The following is a 21085-nucleotide window of genomic DNA, read 5'->3' on the forward strand; positions in this document are numbered from 1 at the left end:
GGTCTACCGCGGGCTCATCGCGGGCCGGGAGATCCGGGAAACGCTGGCGGCCATCCGGGCGACCGGCGCGACCGCGGAGTACCTGGCCGTGGACGTGACCGACGCCGCCGCGACCGCGGCCGCGCTGGCTCCGCACCGGGACCGGATCACCGGCCTGGTGCACGGGGCGGGCGTGCTCGCGGACAAGGCGATCGTCGATCAGCGCAGCGCTGACGTCGGTCCGGTGCTGGCGACCAAACTGGCCGGGTTGCGCTCGGTGCTGGACGCCCTCGGCGAGGACCGCCTGAACCATGTGGTGCTGTTCTCCTCGATCGCCGGATTCTTCGGCAACCGTGGGCAGTCCAGCTACGCCAGTGCGAACGAGGCGCTCAACCGCGTCGCGGCCGCCCTGCGCCGCCGTCTTCCGGCCGCCCGCGTCACCTCGGTGAACTGGGGCGCCTGGGCGGGCGGCATGGTGACTCCGGAGCTCGAGCGGATGTTCGCCGAACGCGGTGTGACCCTGATTCCGCTGCCGACGGGCGTGGACTTCTTCGCCGAGCAGTTCAGCACGGCCCGCTCCCACGATGTGGTGGTGGTGGTCGGGCCGAACCAGCCGCTGTCGGCGAAGCCGCCGCGTGAGATCGCGAGTGGGACAACGGTACTGCGGTTGCCGATGACCGGTCTGGCGGACGACGAGGTGCTGTCCGATCACGCCATCGGCGGGATCCCGGTGCTGCCGGCCACGGCGGCGGTGGGTGCGATCCTGGGTGCGGCGCAGCGTCTGCGCGGCATCCCGGCCACCCGGCTGACCGGCTTCTCCGTCCTGAAGGGTGTGGTGCTCGACGAGGATGCGCCGCAGCACCTGGACCTGGCGGTGACGGGGGAGCAGGTGCTGGTCACCGACTCGACCGGCCGCCCGCGTTTCCGCGCGCAGGTTCCGGCGGAATCGGCCGGCGCCGCACCGGTGCTCGCCCTGCCCGATCTGAGCGTCGTCGAACCGGTCACGGCCTACACCGACGGCGTGCTGTTCCACGGACCGTCCCTGGCCGCGATCACCGGCACGGTGGCGGCGGCGGACGGGCGGTTGGTGGCGGTGTGCCGCCCGGTCGAGTCACGGCTCGGCGCAGGCGAATTCGCCGCGGGGCAGTACTCCCCGGAGCCGGCCGATCTGCTGCTGCAAGCGGCGCTGGTGCAGGTGCACCGGACCGTCGGGCTGAACAGCCTGCCGACGGCGATCGGTGCGGTCGAGGTGTACGACGCCCTGCCCGGGACGGGTGAATTCCTGGTGGTCGTGGATGCCCTCCAGATCAACGGTTCAGTGGCCAGAGGCACGGTCACCGCCTGCGCTCGCGACGGCCGCGTGCTGTTGCGCTTCGAGGCGGTGCAGTTGGTGGCGGACGCCGCTCTGGGCGCGAAATTCCATTCCTGACGGATCAATCGGATCGGACAGTGTGACATCCATGTCGGACACATACAGCGGTACGCCGATCGCCATCGTCGGCATCGGCTGCCTGCTCCCGGGCGCGAATACGCCCCAGCAGTTCTGGGACAACCTGCTCGCCGGCGCCGACCTGCGCCGGCCGGGCACCGCCGACACCTTCGGCGCGGACCCGGCGACGCCGGGCGCGTGGGGTGACGAGACCCACGGAATCACCTCCGTGCGTGGTGGTTTCGTGACCGAACCCGAAATGGACCACGACGGCCTGCGCATCGACGCGCAGACCATCGAGGGCCTCGGTGCGGTGGTCCAGTGGCCGCTGTATGCGATCCGGCAGGCGCTGGCCGATGCCGGGATCGCCGAGGACGATCCGGCGCTCGCCCGCACCGGACTCGTCCTCGGCAACTACTCCTTCCCGACGGAGCAGTCGGTCAGGCTGTGCCTGCCGATGTTCCGCGAGGGCGTCAGCAGGGGACTGCGGCTGGCCGGACTTCCCGTGCCGGACAGCGAGTCCCGAGCGTGGCAGCCGGACGCGCCGGTGCGGTCGCTCTGGCCGTCCGGGCTGCCCGCGACCGTCGTGAGCGACGCCCTCGGCCTGGGCGGTCCGCGCCTGGCGCTGGACGCCGCCTGCTCCTCCGCGCTGTACAGCATGAGCCTGGCCCGCGACTACCTCGCCACCGGCGCGGCCGACGTGGTCCTCGCCGGCGCGGTGTGCGCGCCGGATCCCTTGCTGATCCACCTGTCCTTCAGCGACCTGCACGCCTACCCGGGTAATGGCATCAGCCAGCCTTTCGACTCGGCCTCCACCGGCATCGTCACCGGCCAGGGCGCGGGCGTGCTGGTGCTCAAGCGGCTCGCCGACGCGGTGCGCGACGGCGACCGTATCCACGCGGTGGTGGAATCCATCGCCCTCGGCAACGACGGCGCCGGCGCGCATCCGCTGGTGCCCAACATCTCCGGGCAGCTCGCCACCTACCGGCAGGCGTACGGCGCGGGCGTGAACCCCGAGACCGTCGACTACATCGAATGCCACGCGACCGGCACCCCGGTCGGCGATCCGATCGAACTGCGCGGGCTCACCGAATTCTTCGGCGCGGACCAGGTGCCGTTGCTCGGGTCGGTGAAGGGCAATGTGGGCCACCTGCTCACCGTCGCCGGATTCACCAGTGTCCTCAAGGCGATCCTGGCCATGCGGCACGGCATCATTCCCGCCACGCCGACCACCACCGAGCCGATCCGGCCGGCCGGTGCGGAACACGCGGCCGATCGGCTCGTGACCGCCAACCAGCCCTGGCCCGGCTCCGGAGAGCGGCCCCGCCGAGCGGGTGTGTCCGCCTTCGGATTCGGCGGCACCAACGCCCATCTCATCCTGACCGATGCGGTGGAAGCGGCTTCGGAAACCGCTGCGCCACAGCCGATCCAGCTGGCGATCAGCGGCCTCGGCGTTCGCGTGGGTGAAGTCGCGGGGGTGCCCGCACTGCGCCGCGCCCGTCGCGCGGGGCGCGCCGCGCTCGTGCAGCGTCCCGAAACACGGTGGTACGGAGCGGAATCGCTCGGCATTGCCGAGCTCGAGCCGGACTCGGACGCCGGCTACGTCGACACCGTCGAGGTGGACGTGCGCGGCTACCGCATGCCGCCCGCCGAACTCGCCCAGGCCAATCCGCAGCACCTGCTGCTGTTCGAGGCCGCGGACGAGGCGCTGGCCGAGGCCGGACTCGCCGCCACGTCGGCCAAGGACCGCGCCGAGCGCCGCATCGGCGTGGTGATCGCCATGGAGATGGAGCCGCGCTCGCACGCGCATCGCGCCCGCTTCGACATCGGCGCCCACGTGCGGTCCGAATGTGCCCGCACCGGACTGGATCTCACCGCGGACGAGCTCGACCGGCTGGAGGCCGCGGTCCGCGCCGGCGTGCACGACCCGATCGGCGCGAACGAGGTGCTGAGCTACATCGGCAACGTGATGGCCGCGCGGATCGCCTCCGCGCACAACTTCACCGGTCCGGCCTTCACGGTGTCGGCCGACGCCACCGGCGGCGCCCGCGCGCTCGAGATCGCGGGCCTGCTGCTGCTCGACCCGAGCGTGGAGGCCGTACTCGTCGGCGGTGTCGAGCTGGCCGCCGGATACGAGAACACCCTCGTGCGAACGGCTCTGGCCGAAGGCGCCCGCCCGGTGCTGGGCGATGGCGCGGCGGCCGTGGTGCTCACCCGGGCGGCGGCGGACTCTCCGCTCACCATCGACGCGGTGGTGACCGATGCCGCCGGTCCGGAATCGCTGGCGGACAAGGTGCGCTCGGCGCTCACCGCCCACGACTTGACGCTGGACGACATTGGCTATCTGGAACTGGCCGCCGACCTGGATGCCGAGCGGCTCGGCGAGCTCGCCCGGCTCTACGGTGACCGCGGCAGCGAGGTCCCCGGCTGCGCGCTGGCCGGCCACCCGCCGCTGTTCGGCGACACCCAGCAGGCGAGCGTGCTGGTGGGCGTGGTCGCCGCGGCGCTGAGCCTGCGGCACCGCGAACTGCCGCCCGCCGCGGCCGGAATCGGCGAGACCGCCGACGCGACGGACGGATTCACCGATTCCGCGCTGCGGCTGCTCGACGGCCCCGTCCCGTGGCTCGGCCGCCGTGTCGAGGACCGCCTCGTCGCCGCGGTGCACGCGGTCGACGGCACCGCCGCGGCGCACATCATCCTGTCCGCCCCGCCCGCGCGCCCCGCGGTCGAAACCCTCGACTGGTCGGGATCCGTCGCGCCGCTGCTGGTGCCGCTGTCCGGCGACAGCGGCCGGGAACTGGCCACGGCCGCCCAGGCGTGCCTGGACGCGCTCGACGCCGGGACCACACCGCTGGACCTGGCCCGGCAGCAGGCGACGGCCGAACGGCGCGGGCGCTATGTCGCGGCCATCGTCGCCGCCGACGCCACGGCGCTGCGCCGCGAGCTGTCGGCGGCCGTGAAGCACCTGCCGGAAACGATTGCAGCGGAACGGGATTGGACGACGCCCGCGGGCAGCTACTGCACGCCGCGCCCGGCCGGGGCCGAGGGCAAGATCGCGTTCGTCTATCCGGGCGCCTTCACCGCCTACCCCGGCGCGGGCCGCGAGTTGTTCACGCTCTTCCCGGGCCTGCTGTCCGAATTCGAACGCGATGCCCGCACGCCCTGGGCGGAGTACAAGCACGCGGCGCTGTTCCCGACCGCTCCGCTGGGTGTCGACCGGGCCGCGCTGATGCGGCACGAGGGCGAGCTCATCGAGTCGATCCCGACCATGCTCGCCCTCGGCACCAACGCCGCCGTGCTGGCGACCCGGATGCTGCGGGACGCCATGGGCATTCGCCCGCACGGCGGTTTCGGCTACAGCCTGGGGGAGAGCAGCATGCTCTTCGCCCTCGACGTGTGGGATGCCGCCGTTCGTGACGACACCCCGCTGACCCGGTCGCCGCTGTTCATCGACCAGCTGCGCGGACCCAAGCGCCTCATCCGTTCGGCGTGGGGGCTGCCGGATGCGACGCCCGACCGCGAAGTGTGGACCACCCAGGTGCTGCTCGCCGGCGCCGAGCAGGTGCGCGCGGCGATGCCGGGTCTGGACCGGGTGTACCTGACCCACATCAACACTCCGCGCGAAGTGGTGGTGGCGGGTTTCGCGGAGCAGGTCCGTGAGCTCATCGGCCGCCTGGACTGCAAGTCCGCCAAGGCTCCCGCGAACCACGTCATGCACTGCGCCGTGGTGGAATCCGAGTTCGCCGAGTTCGCGTCCCTCAACGACCACCCGCTGGGCGCGCCCGCCCCGGACCTGGAGCTGCTGTCGAGCTTCGACTACGGCCTGGTCGACATGTCGGACCGCGCGGTGATTTCCCGCCGCATCGCCGACACGCTGTGCACCACGGTCGATTTCGCCAGACTCACCGAAACCGCCTACGACCGCGGATTCCGCGTGTTCATCGAGGTCGGCCCGGGCGCGACGTGCACCCGCTGGATCGGAGACACTCTCGGGGACCGTCCGCACGTCGCCGTCTCGGTGGACCGCCGGGGCATGTCCACCGGACAGTCGGTGTGCGCCGCCCTGGCCCGATTGGTGAGCCACAGGGTCGATGTCCGGCTCGATCGCCTGTTCCCCGCCGAGTCCGCGCCGGCCCGGCCCGCGTTCCGCGCCGCGGTCACCTGCGGCGGCGAATCGCTGGTCGAGCGGGTCCGCGAGCGTGCGGAACCCGTTCTGGCCGAGGCGAGTACGCGTCGCGCCTTCGAGGCCGAGGTCCAGATTCTGCTTCCGATCACCGTCGAACCGGATGCCATCGTCATCGAGGGAGAGCCGTTCGTGTTTCTACCGTCCCGTCGTCCCGCCGACCTCGCCGTGGCACCCGCCGCCCCGGTGCCGCCGACGGCGATCCAGGTCCAGCCGACAACGATCCAGCCGCAGTCGGCCATTGTCGCCACGCATGTGGTCGCGGCACGCACCCGAGTCATCCAGCCCATGCGGCTCAGCGTCTCCGAGGCGCACGAATCCTTCCTGCGCGTGCAGAATGCCCTGGCGCTGGCCAGTCTCGACGCACTCGAGGCGAGCCGCGGACCGGTGCCGCCGGCGCCTCCGGCCGTGCCGGATGCGCCCGTCCCGGCCGAGCCCGCCCGACCGGTGGTGTGGGATGAAGCGCAGCTGCTGGAGTTCGCCTCCGGCAAGGTCGTGAACGTTTTCGGTCCCGACTTCGCCGAGTACGACACCTACCCGGTCCGGGTGCGACTGCCCGAGCCGCCCTACCACTTCGTCACCCGCGTCACCGAGATCAACGGCACGCCGGGTGTTTACGAGCCCTCGTCGATCACCACGGAATACGATGTGCCGGTCGGCGCCTGGTACTCGGTGGACGGCCTGGTGCCCTGCGCGGTCACCATCGAGGCCGGCCAGTGCGACCTGCTGCTGATCAGCTACCTGGGCATCGACTTCCGGAACAAGGGCGAGCGCGTCTACCGCCTGCTCGACAGTGAACTGGTCTTCCACGGGGGTCTCCCGCGCGAGGGCCAGACGCTGCGCTACGAGATCAATATCGCGCGCTTCGTCTGGAACGGCGACAGCCTGCTGTTCTTCTTCAACTACCGCTGCTACGCCGATGGCGTGCTCATTCTCGAGCTGCTCAACGCCTGCGCGGGCTTCTTCTCCAGCGCGGAGCTGGAGAACTCCCTCGGCGTGGTGACCAGCGCGGCCGACCGCAAGCGTCGGGAAGCCATGAGCCGCACCTGGTTCAAGCCGCTGGTGCGCACCGACCGGACGTCGCTGTCGGGCGCCGATCTGGAACTGCTCGCCCAGGGCCGCCCCGCCGAGGTGTTCGGCCCGGCCTGGGACCAGACCGCCGACGGCTGCAATCGCTCACTGCGCCTGCCGGATTCGATGCTGCGCATGATCGACGAGATCACCGTGATCGACCGGCTCGGCGGCCCGTGCGGGATCGGCGAACTGAGCGCGGTCAAGTACCTGGACCCCGAGGGCTGGTACTTCAAGTGCCACTTCCCGGGTGACCCGGTGCTGGCCGGTTCCCTGGTCGCCGAGGGCGGCGTGCAGCTGCTGCAGGTCTACGCCATGTATCTGGGCATGCACCTGGTGGTCCCGGACGGCGAGTTCCAGTCCGTGCCGGGCCTGAAGACGCAGGTCAAGGTGCGCGGCCAGATCACGCCGCGCCAGCGCAGCCTGCGCTATCACGTCGAGATCACCAAGCTGTCCATGCTGCCGCGCCCGACCGTCATCGCCGACATCGTCGTCTACGACGGCGACAAGGCGATGATCAGCATGCAGAACTTCGGCGTGCAGGTCCGCGAGAAGCCCGGCACCCCGTACCGGCCCGAGACCGGTGGCATCCCGGCGTTCCTCGGCCGGCGCAACGCCCACGGCGAGCCCGCGTTCATCAATGAGCTGCACCTGGCCCACGCCGCCAAGGGCGACCTGGCGACGGCCATGGGACCGGAATTCGAGATCTACGCCGACCGCAAGGCGCCCTACATCCCCAACGGGGACTTCCGCTTCGTGGACCGGATCATGCGATTCGGTGGTGTCCGTGGCCAATTGAAGTCCGGGGCCACCATGGAGACCGAGTACGACTGCCCGCCGGAAGCGTGGTACTTCCACGAGAACGCCTTCCCCGGCATGCCGAACTGCGTGTACATGGAGTCCTCGCTGCAGGCGGCCATCCTGCTCGGCTACTACCTGGGCGCCACCCTGGCCACGCCGGAGCAGGAGCTCAACATCCGCAACCTGGACGGCACCGCCGGTGTCGTCAAGCAGATCGACCTGCGCGGCAAGACGATTCGCCAGCACACGCGGATGACCTTCAACCAGGTCATGCCCGGCACGTCGCTGCAGAAGTTCAGCTACGAGCTGTTCGCGGACGGCGAGCTCTTCTACCGGGGCGAGTCCATGTTCGGCTATCACACCGCCGACGCACTGGCCAACCAGATCGGCCTGGACGGCGGCAAGTACGTGGCTCCCTGGCTGGATCAGCAGGACAGCCTGCCGCCCAGCGCGATTCGCACCCTCGCGGTGCGCGGCGCGGACGACTGGTTCTCGCGGCCGGGCCTGCGGCTGGCCGATGGCCATCTGCGCATGGTCGACACCGTGGACATCGTCGCCGGCGGCGGCAAGTACGAGCAGGGGTACCTGCGCGGCCACCGCGAAATCGACCACGACGACTGGTATTTCGAGTGCCACTTCTACCGCGACCCGGTCATGCCCGGTTCGCTGGGCGTCGAGGCGCTGATCCAGGCGCTGCAGGTCTACGCCATCGAAGCGGGACTCGGCGGGGAGTTCGACGACCCGGTCTTCGCCATGCCGGTCGGCGTGCCGATGACCTGGAAGTACCGCGGGCAGATTCTGCGGACCGAGGGTCCGATGACCTTCGACCTGCACATCAAGGAAATCCGGCGCGAGGACGGCCGGGCGCTGGTCATCGCCGACGCCAATGTCTGGAAGCCGGGCATGCGCATCTACGAGATCACTGACATCGCCGTTGAGGTGCACAACCGTCGAGAGGACGAACGATGAGCATCACCCTCGGAACCGACGACTTCGTCGAACCGATTGTCCACACCACCGTCGAAGGCTGCTACGACACCCTCACCGACCTCGAGTCGTCCGTCTACGTGGTGCGCACGCCCGAGGGTGCCGGGCTGAGTGTGCACCGGCCGCTCGACGACGCGACCGTGGTCGCCGCGGTCGGCCCGCTGCTCCCGGAAAGCCTGGGCTCCCAGGCGTTCCGCGCGCACCACGGCGTGCGGTACGCCTACATGGGCGGCGCGATGGCCGGTGGCATCGCCTCGGAGGACTACGTCATCGCGCTGGCCCGGGCCGGATACCTCGGCTCGTTCGGCGCGGCCGGACTGCTGCCGTCACGGGTGGAGGCCGCCCTGCAGCGATTCGCGGCCGAGATCCCGGGACTTCCCTACGCCGCCAACCTGATTCACAGCCCCAGCGAGGCCGAGCTGGAGCGCGCCGCGGTGGAGCTGTTCCTGCGCTACGGCGTCCGGTGCGTCGAGGCGTCGGCCTTCATGGACATCACCCCGAACATCGTGCGCTACCGGGTGGCCGGGCTCTCCCGCTCCGCCGGCGGCTGGGTGATCACCGGAAACCGGGTGATCGCCAAGGTTTCCCGCGCCGAGGTCGCCGAGAAGTTCATGCGCCCGGCGCCGGAGGCCATGGTCGCCGAGCTGGTCGCCACCGGTCTGGTGACCGCCGAGCAGGCCGAGCTGGCCCGGCTGGTCCCGCTGGCCGACGACATCACCGCCGAGGCCGACTCCGGCGGCCACACCGACCGCCGTCCGCTGACCACCCTGTTCCCGTCGCTGGTGCGCCGCCGCGACCAGATCCGGCACGAACTGGGCCTGCCGCTGGACGTCCGGATCGGCGCCGCCGGCGGCATCGGCACCCCGATCGCCGCGGCCGCGGCCTTCGCGATGGGGGCCGACTACATCGTGACCGGCTCGGTGAACCAATCCTGCCTGGAGGCAGGCACGTCCAGCGAGGTCCGGCACCTGCTCGCCCAGTCCGGCGTCGCCGATGTGGACATGGCCCCGGCCGCCGACATGTTCGAGCTCGGCGTGGAGCTGCAGGTGCTGAAGAAGGGCACCATGTTCGCGATGCGCGCCAAGCGCCTCTACGAAATCTATTGCGCCTACCCGGGTCTGGACGCCCTGCCGCAGGCGGAGCTGGCCCGGCTCGAGGGTCAGATCCTGCGCCGCACCGTGGACGAGGTGTGGCAGGACGTGGTCGAGTACTTCACCCGCCGCGACCCCGACCAGCTGACCCGGGCCGCCGACGACCCGAAGCGGAAGATGGCGCTCATCTTCCGGTGGTACCTGGGCATGGCCTCGCGGTGGGCGGTCGTCGGCGAGGGCGATCGGACGCTGGACTACCAGATCTGGTGCGGCCCGGCGATGGGCAGCTTCAACGAATGGGTTCGCGGTTCCTACCTGGCGGCCGCCGAGAACCGTCGCGTCGCCGATGTCGCGCGGAACCTGATGCACGGTGCGGCCTTCACCTCCCGCGTGCACCAGCTGGCGCTGGCCGGGGTGCGGATGCCCCGCGGCTGCGGCGACTTCCGCCCCGCGCCGGCCGATCAGAGCGGGAACGAGCTGTGACTGCGGTAGCGAATATCGCGCCCGCCCAGCTGTATTCGGGCGCGGCGGCGCTGGACGCCGCGCTCGGGGATCCCACCGATCCGGAAAACGCGTGCGGATTCGCCGCCATGGTCACCCGGGCCGAGCGGGGCGCGTTTCCCGACGCGCTGACCGAGGTGGCCGGCCCGGCGCTGCGGATGTCCTACGTACCCGTGGCGGCGGGTGGCGATCTGGTGCGGTACGACGAGACGTTCGCGCTGGTGCGGGTGGCCGCCCGGCGTGACCTGACCGTCATGCCCGCCACCATGATCGACATCACGGCCACCTCGTGTGTCCTGCTGGCGGGCTCGGAAGCGCAGCGGCAGCGGGTCGTCGAGCTGCTGCGCGGCGGCGGTTCCATCGGATTCGCGTTCTCCGAGCCCGGCCACGGCAGTGACCTGCTCGCCAATACCTGCGCGCTGACACCGTCCGGGACCGGGTGGCGCCTGGATGGGTCGAAGTGGCTCACGGGCTTCGGGCGCCGGGCCGAGGCGGCCCTGGTGATCGGGCACACCGGCGGTCGTGGCCCGGCCGCGTTCAGCGCCGTCCTGCTCGAGAATCCGCTCGACCTGCCTTCCGCGGGACCGGATTCCGCCACCTCGATCCGGTTCCAGCGCGTCGCGGGCATGCGTGGCGCGCACTTCACCGAGTTCCACTTCGACCAGGTCCCCGTCGCCGCCGACGCGCTGGTCGGGCAGCTCGGGCGGGGCATGGAAACGGCCATGAAGGCCATGCAGATCGTGCGCGCCACCAGCACGGCCGCCAACCTGGCCGGCGCCGACAGCGCGCTGCGGCTCACCCTGGACTTCGCCCGCGGACACGTGGTCGCGAACCGTCCGGTCGATCATCACCCGGCCAACCGCCGGGAGCTGGGGACCGCGGCCGCCGCGCTGATCGCCTGTGACGCCGCCGCATTGGCGTGCGTGCGCGCGATGCACACGTTCCCGGAAGCGCAGAGCCTGTGGTCCGGGACGCTGAAGACGGTCCTCACCGGGCTGTCCGAGGAAGTCTTCGCGCGGTGCGCGGATGTTCTCGGCACCCGGAGCGTGCTGCGGGAAGGGCCGGCGGGAGCCTTCGACGTGCTGCGTGCCGACAATGCCGCGGTCCGGTACTTCGACACCAGCCCGACGGCGAATCTGCGCCTGGTCTCGATGCAGCTGAACTGCTTCGGGGACGCGAAGGACATCGACCGCGACCCCGAATTACTGGCTGCCACCTACGATTTGGGCCGCGACCTGCCGCCGTTGGAATTCGATCGGCTCGCGCTCAGCACCCGCGGCCGCGACGTGGTGACCGGTGAACTGGCCGGTGTTCTCGCGGAGGTCCGGGCGGGGCTGGATCCGGTCGTGCTCGACCGGGGCGTCCTGGAAGCCGATGCGGCGCTGCTGCTCGAGGAACTCGAACTGCTCGAGGCCGAGCTGCGTGCGGCCGCGGCCGACATTCGAAGGATCGCCGCGCAGCCGTCCGCACAACGCGGTCCGGCACAGCTGGACCTGGCCGCCCGGATCGCGTATCTGCACGCGGCCGCGTCGTGTGTGCACCTGTGGTGGTTCAACCGGCACCGCTCGCTGTACGGCTGCCCACCCGGCGCGGTCGGCTGGCTGACCGCCGCTCTGTCGCTGCTGCGGGCCCGGGCTTCGGAGCGCACCGCCAGGCTCCCGATGCCGGTGGCGGACAACGCATTCCGCATCGTGTCGCGGTTGTGGCGGGAGCAGCGGCTGTTCTCCGCCGCGCCGATCCAGCTGGCCGGACCCCACTCAGACCCGGAAGACGAGAAAGGACGGATGCTGGCATGACCGTTCAGCACAATATCGCGCTCGCCGAGGGACTCGAACGTCATCTCGGCGATCCCCACGATCCGGCGACCCTGCTGTCGTTCCAGCGCATCCTGCGGTACGACGAGCTGGAGGAGTTCCCGCACGAACTGGTCGGCGAACTGCAGCGGCAGGCCGTGCACGAGTACTGCCTGCCCGCCGAATGGGGCGGGCGCGCAGGCGATGTCGAGACCGGCTTCCTGCTGCTGCGCCTGGTCGCGCGCCGCGACCCCACCACGGCCAGCGCGCTCATGCTGACCGACCTCGCCTTCATGCCGACCTGGATCGGCGGCAGTGACACCCAGCGCACCCGATTCGTCTCCATGATCAACAACGGCGCGAAGATGGCCTGGGGCCTGTCCGAACGGCACCACGGCAGCGATGTGCTGTCCAACGACATGCGCGCCGAGAAGACCGACGGCGGGTACCTGCTCACCGGTGAGAAGTGGCTCATCGGCATCGCGACGCTCGCCGACGTGGTCACCGTGCACGCGCGCACCGGCGCCCGTGGCGGGCCCGGCGACTGGTCGGTGTTCGCGCTCGAAAAGCGTTTGTGCCCCGCCGGATCCGTGCGCGAGGTGCCCAATGAGCGGCTGCACGGCCTGCGCGCGCTGGATCTGAGCGGAATCCAGCTCGACGAGGTGTTCGTCCCCGACAGCCACCGCATCGGCGCCGAAGGCCAGGGCCTGGAACTGGTCCTCAAGAGCGCACAGGTGGCCCGCACCGTGATCAGTGGCATCGCCCTCGGCGCTGCGGACACCGCGCTCCGGGTGACCTGCGACTTCATCGTCAGCCGGGAGATCTTCGGGCAGAAGGTCGCCCAGATTCCCTACACCCGCCGTCAGATGGCCGAGAGTTTCGCCGACCTGCTGCTCGCGGAGGCGGTCGCGACCGGCGGCGTACGCGGCCTGCAGGCCTGCCCGGAACAGGCGGGCATCTTCTCCGCCATCGTCAAGTACTTCGTGCCGACCTCCCTGGAACGCACGCTGTCGCAGCTGTCCCTGGTGCTCGGCGCCCGGCTGTACCTGCGTGAGCACCCGCACTACGGCATCTTCCAGAAGATGCTGCGCGACATCCTGGTCTCGGTGTTCGCCGACGGCAATACCGTCGTGAACCTGAAGAGCGTCGGCGCGCAGCTGGAGACGATCCTGACCCGTGGCGCGACCGCGACACCGGAGCAGCGCGCGGCCGCCGAGGCCAAGGTCGCGCTCATGTACGACATCGACGCCAAACTCGACGAATGGGTTCCGGCGCAGCAGCAATTGTTCTGCCGTGACGGTGATCTCGTGCTGCTGGCGCTGCCGGCCGCGATCGAGCGGCTGCGGGCGCTGGCCGCGACCCGCGAGGGCGACCAGCGCGCCTGGTTCGAGCGATCGGCCGACCTGGCCGACCTGCTGCTGGGTGAGGTCGACCGGCTGGCCGCCGACCAGCGCGAGCTGCAGCAGCGACTGGGCCGCGCCTACGGGCCCTCCGCCGACCTGTACCGCCTGGCCGAGCAGTACTGCGCCCTGCACGCCGCCGCGGCGATCATCCACCTGACCGTCAATTCCGGTGCGGTGCTGGCGGATCCGTTCCCCGACGGCGCGGTCCTGCTGCTCTGCCTGGAACGCGTCCGGCGCACCTTCCACCCGACCGAGACCTGCACGGACGCGGCCGAGATCGACCACGTCACCGAAGTCCTCCTGCGCCTGCACGGTGAACGAAAGCTGTTCTCGCACTGGCAGATCCAGGTTCAGGCATCCGGCGAGGCCGGAACCGACGAATGAACGGAACGAATACATGTACTCGATGACCTCCCGGCACGCCCTGACGTGCCCGCCCGAGCGGCTGTGGGACGTGCTGCTCGACTGCGCCTCCTACCCCGAATACATGACCGGCGTCAACGAGGTGGAGATCCTCGACGACGAAGGTGAGCGCCGCACCAGCAGCTGGGTGGTCGAGCTCAAGGGGTCGGAGATGGAGTGGGAGCAGGAGGATCTCATCGCCGCCGAGCAGCGCCGCATCGAATTCCGCCAGCTCGACGGTGACCTCGCGGAATACCGGGGCTACTGGCAGGTCCACCCGGAGGAGCTGGAGCTGAGCGTGGAGTTCGACATCGGGATGCCCCTGGTGGCGGAGATGATCCACCCCGCCATCGCCAAGGCGCTCGAGGGCTACGCCGGGTCCATCGTCGCCCGTGCCGGGCAGTAGGGGAAATGCGATGAGCGACATCAAGACCGGCGATGCCAAGACCACGTTCAAGCGGGTGAAGCGGCACTTCTCCCCGTCGATGGCGCTGGCCGGCAAGTTCACCGGCCAGGGCGCGGTCGAGGCCTCCGCCAGCGGCTGCCGGGTCACCCTCTCCGATGGTCGTCAGGCCCTCGACTTCGGCTCGTACGCGGTCGCGCTGCTCGGTCACCGCAATGCCGCGGTGGTCGAGGCCGTGCGCCGGCAGTTGGAGACCATGCCCACCTCGACCCGCTCGGTGCTCAACCCGCTGCCCGGGCAGGCCGCCGAGACGATCGTCGAACACCTCGGCGGCACCCTGCCGAAGGTGTACCTCGGCGGTAGCGGCGCGGACGCGGTCGAGGCGGCGGTGAAGCTCGCCCGCCTGGCGACCGGGCGGCAGACCGTGATCGCCGTGGAGGGTTCCTACCACGGCAAGACGCTCGGAGCGCTGGCGCTGACCCACCACGAGCGGTTCAAGGGCAACCTCGGCCCGCTGCTGATCGGATCGGTGCACATCGACCCGGCCGACCCGGGCGCCGTCGCGCGCGTGGTCGCCGAAACCGAGGTCGCCGCACTGATTTTCGAGCCCGTCCAGGGCGAGAACGGCGTCACCGCGCTCGACCCGGCAATCCTGGCGCAGTGGTGCGCCGACGCGAAAGCGGCCGGCGCCTTCGTGATCGCCGACGAGATCCAGGTCGGCCTGCGTCGCTGCGGGGAACGCTCCGTCGCCCTGGCCGCCGGTCTGCCGGTGGACGCGGTCCTGCTGGGCAAGGCGCTCGGCGGCGGTGTCGTCCCGGTCTCCGCGGTGGTGTGCTCCGAGCAGCTCTACGCCCCGCTGGCGGCCGATCCGGTGCTGCACACCGCCACCTTCTCCGGACATCCGTTGTGCACCGCGGCGATCGAGCCCGCGCTCGCCACCATCGAGGCGCACGTCGAGGACGGCGTCCGCATCAGTGCCGAAATGGCCGCCGGGCTGGCGGAGATCGCCGCCGACCACGCACAGGTCGTCACCGAGGTGCGGGGCAAGGGTCTGCTGTGGGGTATCGATTTCCACTCGTCGGAGTTCGTCGGTGAGGTGCAGGTGGGTCTGGCACAGCGCGGCCTGATCGTGTCGACCTGCCTGAGCCGCCCCGAGGTGCTGCGCCTCATTCCGCCCATCGTCGCCGGCTCCGAGGACATCGCCGAGGCGCTGTTCCTGCTGCGCGGATCGATCGAACAGGCGCGCGCCGCGGTCGCGTAGCCACCAGAACGGGAAGGCAAGGACATGACATCGCTCGACATCGAGGGCGACGCAACGCAGTTCGCCGAGGACACGGTGCTCGCGGACGACATCGAGGGCTTCACCCCGCGGGTTCCGGCGGCACGGATGAAGTCGGTACTGCTCACCGGCGCGACCGGCTTTCTCGGCGTGTTCCTGCTGCGCGAACTGCTCGCGGCCGACCTGACGGTGTACTGCCTGGTCCGGGCCGACTCGGTCGAGAAGGCCCGGGAGCGGCTGCACGCCAATCTCGCGTCCTACGACCTGACCGACCAGGTCGCCATGGAGCGCATCGAGCTCGTGCCCGGCGACATCACGTTGCCGCGGCTGGGGCTGTCCGAATCGGATTACCAGGACCTCGCCGGACGGGTCGACGCGATCTTCCACACCGCGGCCAAGGTCAACTTCCTGACGCCCTACAAGTGGCTGCGCAAGTCGACCGTCACCGGAATCCACGAGGTGCTGCGCTTCGCGTGCGCGGCTTCCGTTCCACTGCACCATGTCTCGACCACCGGTGTCTTCAGCGGTCAGACCGGGGACAATGTCACTCCGCGCGGTGAGCAGCATCCGACCGGGCCGGCCGAGGGAATGCCGCTGGGGTACACCAAGAGCAAGTGGGTCGCCGAGCAGCTGATCGAGCACGCGCGCGAGCGCGGCGTGCCGGTCACGGTGCATCGGCCCACCCAGGTGTGGGGCGATTCGCGGTCGGGGGCGTGCCAGCGCAACGACTTCGTGTGGCGCTTCGTCATCGGCTCCATCCAGGCGGGTGTCTACCCGCGCCGGTTCCGGCTGAAGATGAACCTCGTCCCGGTCGACTACGTGTGCGCGGCCATCGTGGCCGTGTCGCGGCAGGACGACGCGCTCGGCGGGATCTACCACGCCATCGGCCCGGAGGCCATCGACTCGGCCACCATCCAGGGCTTCATCGCCGCCGCCGGATACGACCTGAAAGAGGTCAGCATCATCAAGTGGCTGAAGGCGATCTCGGCCGACGTCGACAACGCCATGTTCCCCCTGATCCGCACCACGATGCTGATGGAGCAGGAAGAACAGCCACCGTTCACCGACGAGACCACGCGCGGCTTCCTGCGTGGGGCAGGATCGGAGGGCGCCGACATCACCTGCCCGCCGATCGACGCGGCGTTGTTCGCCACCTACACGGACTATTTCGTCCGCCGCGGGTTCCTGCCCGCACCGTAAGACACAGAGCAGCAGGAGAGTTCGATGACCACCGTATCGTTCGCCACTTACAGCAACCATTCCGCGACGCTCACCCGCCGCGAGCGTGTGATCGTGGCCCTGGCGGCACAGGGGATGTCGAACCGGGATATCGCCGAGCGACTGTTCATCTCCATCCGGACCGTCGAGAACCACCTGCAGCGCAGTTACCACAAGCTCGGCGTGCACAGCCGGCACGAGCTCGGCGCTGCCGCCGCGCGCGTGCGCGCCGCCGTATGAATGGGGAAAGGTGATGGCAGAGAACAGTTCGACACTGAGTGAGCTCCTGCGACCGATTCGATGGCGGCTGCGCGCGGCCGTTGTGGCCCAGGGTCTCGGCGCGGCCGCCGGGGTCGTGCCGTTCATCGCGATCGCGGAGCTCGGGCGCGTGCTGGTCGGTACCGGACCGGACCGCGCCCACGACGCGTGGCGGTGGGTGGTGGTCGCCGTCGTCGCGTTGCTCGTCCGGACCATCCTGCTGCTCGCCGCGGGTGGCATCACCCACTTCGCGGACAACGAACTGCAGCTGCACATCCGGCGGCGGCTGGTGCGGCGGCTGGGGGAGGTGCCACTGGCGTGGTTCTCCGACCGCAACTCCGGGGCGGTGAAGAAGGTCGTCACCGACGACGTGGAGGCCATGCACCATCTGGTGGCGCACTCCATGCTCGAGATCACCTCCGCCACCGTGGTTCCGGTCACCTCGCTGGCCTACCTGATCTGGGTCGACTGGCGGATGACGCTGGTGACGGTGCTGCCGCTGGTCATCGGTTTGGGGTTGTACTCCATCACCGCGGCCGCGATCGGCAAGAGCATGCCCGAGTACGGCCGGGCGATGGCCGAGATCAACAGCCGCGCGGTCGAATTCGTGCAGGGCATCGGCGTGGTCAAGATCTTCGGGCAGACCCGCCGGGCGCACGAGCGCTACTCCCGGGCCGCCGACGCCTTCACCACGTTCTTCACCGCCTGGGTGCGCTCGACGCTGACGTCGAAGACCGTGGCCGAGGTGGTGCTGTCGCCGGTGCTCGTGCTGACCGTGGTGCTCGGCGGGGGCGCGATATTCGTGACCCGCGGCTGGCTGGCGGCGGTCGACCTGCTGCCCTTCGCGCTGCTGGGCGTCGGCCTCACCGCCCCGATCCTGTCGCTGTTCTACGCCGGCTACGAACTGAGCATGGCGAAGACCGCGGCCGAGCAGGTGCGCGCGACGCTCGACGCGGACGTCCTGCCGGTGTCCGCGAGTCCGCGCATGCCGCAGGACAATACGGTCCGGCTCGAGGGCGTGCGGTGCTCGTACGACGGTGAGGTCGAGGTGCTCGCGGGTGTCGACCTGGAGCTCGCGGAAGACACGGTGACCGCGCTGGTCGGGCCGTCCGGCGCGGGCAAGAGCACGCTCGCGACGCTGGTGCCGCGGTTCCGGGACGTGACCGCCGGCGCGGTCACCATCGGCGGCGTGGACGTGCGGGAGATCGCGCCCCAGGAGCTGTACCGGCGAGTGGCCTTCGTGTTCCAGGACGTCAAGCTGCTCCGCGACACCGTTGCGGCGAACATCGCACTGGCCCGGCCCGAGGCGACCCGGGACGAGATCATCGCCATGGCTCGCGCGGCCGCGATCCACGAGGAGATCGAGGCGCTCCCGCGCGGCTACGACTCGGTGGTCGGCATGGACGCCCGGCTGTCGGGCGGTCAGGCGCAACGGGTTTCGATCGCGCGGGCGCTGCTCGCGAACACCCCGATCGTCGTCCTGGACGAGGCCGCCGCCTACGCCGACCCGGAGTCCGAGGCCGCCGTACAGGATGCGCTGTCCCGCTTGACGGCCGGGAAGACGGTGCTGATGATCGCCCACCGGTTGTCCACGGTGACCGGGGCCGACCAGATCGTGGTCCTCGCCGACGGCGCCATCGCCGAGCAGGGCCGGCACGACGAATTGCTGGCCGCCGGTGGGCGGTACGCCCGCCTGTGGGCGGAGTACGAACGTATCGAGGAGAGGACCGGCGCATGATCCGGAAACTGCTGACGGTCGTCGGGCCCGAGCACCGCGGCGCCCTGCGGCACATGCTCGCCGCGCTCGTGATCGGCGCTGTCCTGCAGGGCATCGCTTTCGCCCTGCTGGTACCGATCCTGAAGACCCTCTTCGGATCCGACCCGGGCTCGGTGCTGTGGCCGTGGATCTATGTGTTGCTGGTCGTACTCGTGCTGTACGCCGTCGAGTACTACGTGAGCCTGCAACTCGGCGTCCGGGTGGGCGCCGCCCTGTCGAAGAGCCTGCACACCCGGCTGGGCGACACCGTCGCCTCGCTGCCGCTGGGCTGGTTCGGCGCCGACCGGGTGGGCATGCTCGGCCAGCTGGCCACCAAGAGCGTCATGGACATCATGGGCGTGCCCGCGCACCTGTTGCGCCCGCTGGTGAACACCGTCGTCACGCCGGCGACGGTGATCGTGGCGTTGTATGTCTTCGACTGGCGTCTCGCGGTTGCCGTGACGCTGACCGTCCCCGTGATCGTCCTCGTCTACCGCTGGAGTGTGACACTCAGCGGCCGGGCCGACGCCGCCCGGGCCGCCTCGCGCGCCGAGACCGGTGGCCGCGTCGTGGAATTCGCCCAATTGCAGCCCGTACTGCGGGTTTTCGGGCGCGGAGCTGGCGACGGGCTGCTGGAGGAGGCACTGCAGACCGATCACCGCACCGCGCGACGAGTGCTGGCGACCGCGGTTCCCGGTCTGGTCGGCCTGAGCGTCGCCGTCCAGGCGACCTTCACCATCGTGATCGCGCTCGGCGCCTACCTCGTACTCGACCGCGGCCTCGCGCCCGCCACCCTGGTGGCGGTTCTGGTGCTGGCGGCCCGATTCACCGAGCCCATCACCGAATTGGCGGTGCTGGGATCCACGCTGAAGTCCGCGGGCGGTGCGCTGGATCGCGTTCTGTCCCTGCTGGACGAGCCGGTACTGCCCGAGCCGCTCACACCGGCGACCGCCGCCGGCAACGAGATCCGGTTCGAGTCGGTCGAATTCGGCTACGGCGACACCCCGGTACTGCGGGACGTGTCCTTCGTGATCCCCGAGGGCACCACCACCGCGCTGATCGGTCCCTCCGGCTCCGGCAAGACAACGGTCAGCCGCCTGATCGGGCGCTTCTGGGACGTGAATGCCGGCCGCGTCACGCTGGGCGGTGTCGATATCCGCACCCTCGCGGGCGTCGATCTGATGGCCCGGCTCTCGGTGGTGTTCCAGGACGTCTACCTGTTCGAGGACACCATCGAGGAGAACATTCGCCTCGGCCACCCGGGCGCCACCGACGCGCAGGTCCGGGCCGCCGCCGAGGCCGCGCGGGTCACCGAGATCGTCGATCGCCTGCCCGACGGCTGGGCGACGCGGGTCGGCGAGGGCGGCGCGAGCCTGTCGGGCGGTGAGCGGCAACGGGTTTCGATCGCCCGCGCGATCCTGAAGAACGCTCCCATCGTCCTGCTCGACGAGGCGACGGCCGCCCTCGACGCCGAGAACGAGCGGGCGGTCCACGACGCGCTCGCCACTCTCACCGCCGACCGCACCGTCCTGGTCATCGCCCACCGCCTGCACACCGTCATGCACGCGGATCAGATCCTCTTCCTGGACAACGGCGAGATCGCCGAACGCGGTTCCCACGACGAACTGCTCTCCGCCGGCGGCCGCTACGCCGGTTTCTGGGCGCAGCGCGACCGTGCCCGCAACTGGTCCCTGACCTGACACGCCACCATCGTTCATCTCGCGACCGCACCGTCGCGAGGAAGGAGCATGCCCTGATGAAGACCCTGAACACGGTCGCCATCGCCGCCTCACTCACCCTGTGCGTCGGCGGTGGCACCGCCTCCGCCGACGCGCCCGCGGTTCCCGCCCGCCCGGGCACGACCGTCAGCACCGACGTCCTACCCGGCCTCCACTACACGGCGAGTGTCGTGGACCATTCCGTGGTGCTGCGCACCGATGCCGGTCGAATCACGGTGCGCGGCAATCAGTTCGAGATCCTCGACGCCGGCGACAACCTCACCTTCGGCATGCCGCTGACCTACCGGCTGGATCAGCAGGACTGGCCGATCGCTGCCCGGATCGACGCCGACGGCCGCACCATCACCCTCACCCCTGGTACGGATCCCGCCCAGGCGGTCCCCGCCGCTCCGCAGACCCTGAAGACGGTCTTCTCCCAGGACGACCTCAACAGCGCCATCGGCCTGGCCAGCTCGCAGATCGGCCTGGCCACCGCGATCGGCGGAATGGTCGGCGCCGCAATCGGTCTGGTGGGCGGCTGCGTGGCCGGCATGGCCGTCGGCACCGCCCTCATGCCCCCGGCCTTCCTGGCCGGCGCCCCGGGCGGCTGCATCGCCGGCGCGGCCGTCGGCGCCGGCCTCGCCACGGCCGTCGGAACCCTCGCCCTCGGTGTGCCGGTAGCGGTCGTCACCGTGATCGAGGTCTACAGCATGCTCGCCAACAGCCAGAACTGATACACCGGTCGGGGGGGGCGCGGCTCGACCCACCCAAGGGGGCGACCCCTTTTTGTTACCCTTATGTTTTCTCTTTGTG

Annotated in this window: 12 protein-coding genes; all 12 read left to right on the plus strand. The window is 70.4% G+C overall.

All coding sequences use genetic code 11. The features are described 5' to 3' along the window. On the plus strand, positions 1–1408 hold a 1408-nt coding region (locus ACFXN1_RS16630), incomplete at its 5' end, for an SDR family NAD(P)-dependent oxidoreductase (RefSeq protein ID WP_379463623.1). Positions 1409–1439: 31 nt separating this feature from the next. Next, a complete protein-coding gene (locus ACFXN1_RS16635) occupies positions 1440–8432 on the plus strand; it encodes a beta-ketoacyl synthase N-terminal-like domain-containing protein (RefSeq protein WP_379444262.1) in 6993 nt (2330 codons plus the stop codon). Continuing rightward, positions 8429–10024 (plus strand): PfaD family polyunsaturated fatty acid/polyketide biosynthesis protein, encoded by a 1596-nt coding sequence (locus ACFXN1_RS16640; RefSeq protein ID WP_379444264.1) that lies wholly within the window; start codon positions 8429–8431, stop codon positions 10022–10024. The genes ACFXN1_RS16635 and ACFXN1_RS16640 overlap by 4 nt, the downstream gene beginning before the upstream one ends. Then, entirely contained in the window at positions 10021–11838 is a 1818-nt protein-coding gene (locus ACFXN1_RS16645) for an acyl-CoA dehydrogenase (RefSeq protein WP_379444265.1), read from the plus strand. Before ACFXN1_RS16640 ends, ACFXN1_RS16645 begins: the two co-directional genes overlap by 4 nt. After that, the gene (locus ACFXN1_RS16650) at positions 11835–13622 is read left to right on the plus strand and encodes an acyl-CoA dehydrogenase family protein (protein WP_379444266.1); all 1788 of its coding nucleotides are present in this window, start codon (positions 11835–11837) and stop codon (positions 13620–13622) included. The genes ACFXN1_RS16645 and ACFXN1_RS16650 overlap by 4 nt, the downstream gene beginning before the upstream one ends. Positions 13623–13635: 13 nt before the next feature. Next, entirely contained in the window at positions 13636–14046 is a 411-nt protein-coding gene (locus tag ACFXN1_RS16655) for a type II toxin-antitoxin system RatA family toxin (protein WP_379404533.1), read from the plus strand. 10 nt (positions 14047–14056) lie between these two features. Further along, positions 14057–15304 (plus strand): aspartate aminotransferase family protein, encoded by a 1248-nt coding sequence (locus ACFXN1_RS16660; protein ID WP_379404535.1) that lies wholly within the window; start codon positions 14057–14059, stop codon positions 15302–15304. Between the two features lie 24 nt (positions 15305–15328). Then, positions 15329–16522: a thioester reductase domain-containing protein gene (locus tag ACFXN1_RS16665; protein ID WP_379404537.1), complete on the plus strand. Its 1194-nt coding sequence runs from the start codon at positions 15329–15331 to the stop codon at positions 16520–16522. Positions 16523–16546: 24 nt separating this feature from the next. Continuing rightward, positions 16547–16780 (plus strand): LuxR C-terminal-related transcriptional regulator, encoded by a 234-nt coding sequence (locus tag ACFXN1_RS16670; protein WP_354835720.1) that lies wholly within the window; start codon positions 16547–16549, stop codon positions 16778–16780. A 13-nt stretch (positions 16781–16793) separates the two neighbouring features. Continuing rightward, a complete protein-coding gene (locus ACFXN1_RS16675; protein ID WP_379444268.1) occupies positions 16794–18536 on the plus strand; it encodes an ABC transporter ATP-binding protein in 1743 nt (580 codons plus the stop codon). Then, on the plus strand, positions 18533–20254 hold the full coding sequence (locus ACFXN1_RS16680) for an ABC transporter ATP-binding protein (protein ID WP_379444269.1): 1722 nt from the start codon (positions 18533–18535) through the stop codon (positions 20252–20254). The genes ACFXN1_RS16675 and ACFXN1_RS16680 overlap by 4 nt, the downstream gene beginning before the upstream one ends. 56 nt (positions 20255–20310) lie before the next feature. Next, positions 20311–21006, plus strand: a complete 696-nt coding sequence (locus tag ACFXN1_RS16685) for a hypothetical protein (protein ID WP_379444271.1) — start codon at positions 20311–20313, stop codon at positions 21004–21006. Positions 21007–21085 lie beyond the last annotated feature (79 nt).

It is taken from the genome of Nocardia sp. NPDC059154 (assembly GCF_042755705.1).
In the GTDB taxonomy this organism is placed as follows: domain Bacteria; phylum Actinomycetota; class Actinomycetes; order Mycobacteriales; family Mycobacteriaceae; genus Nocardia.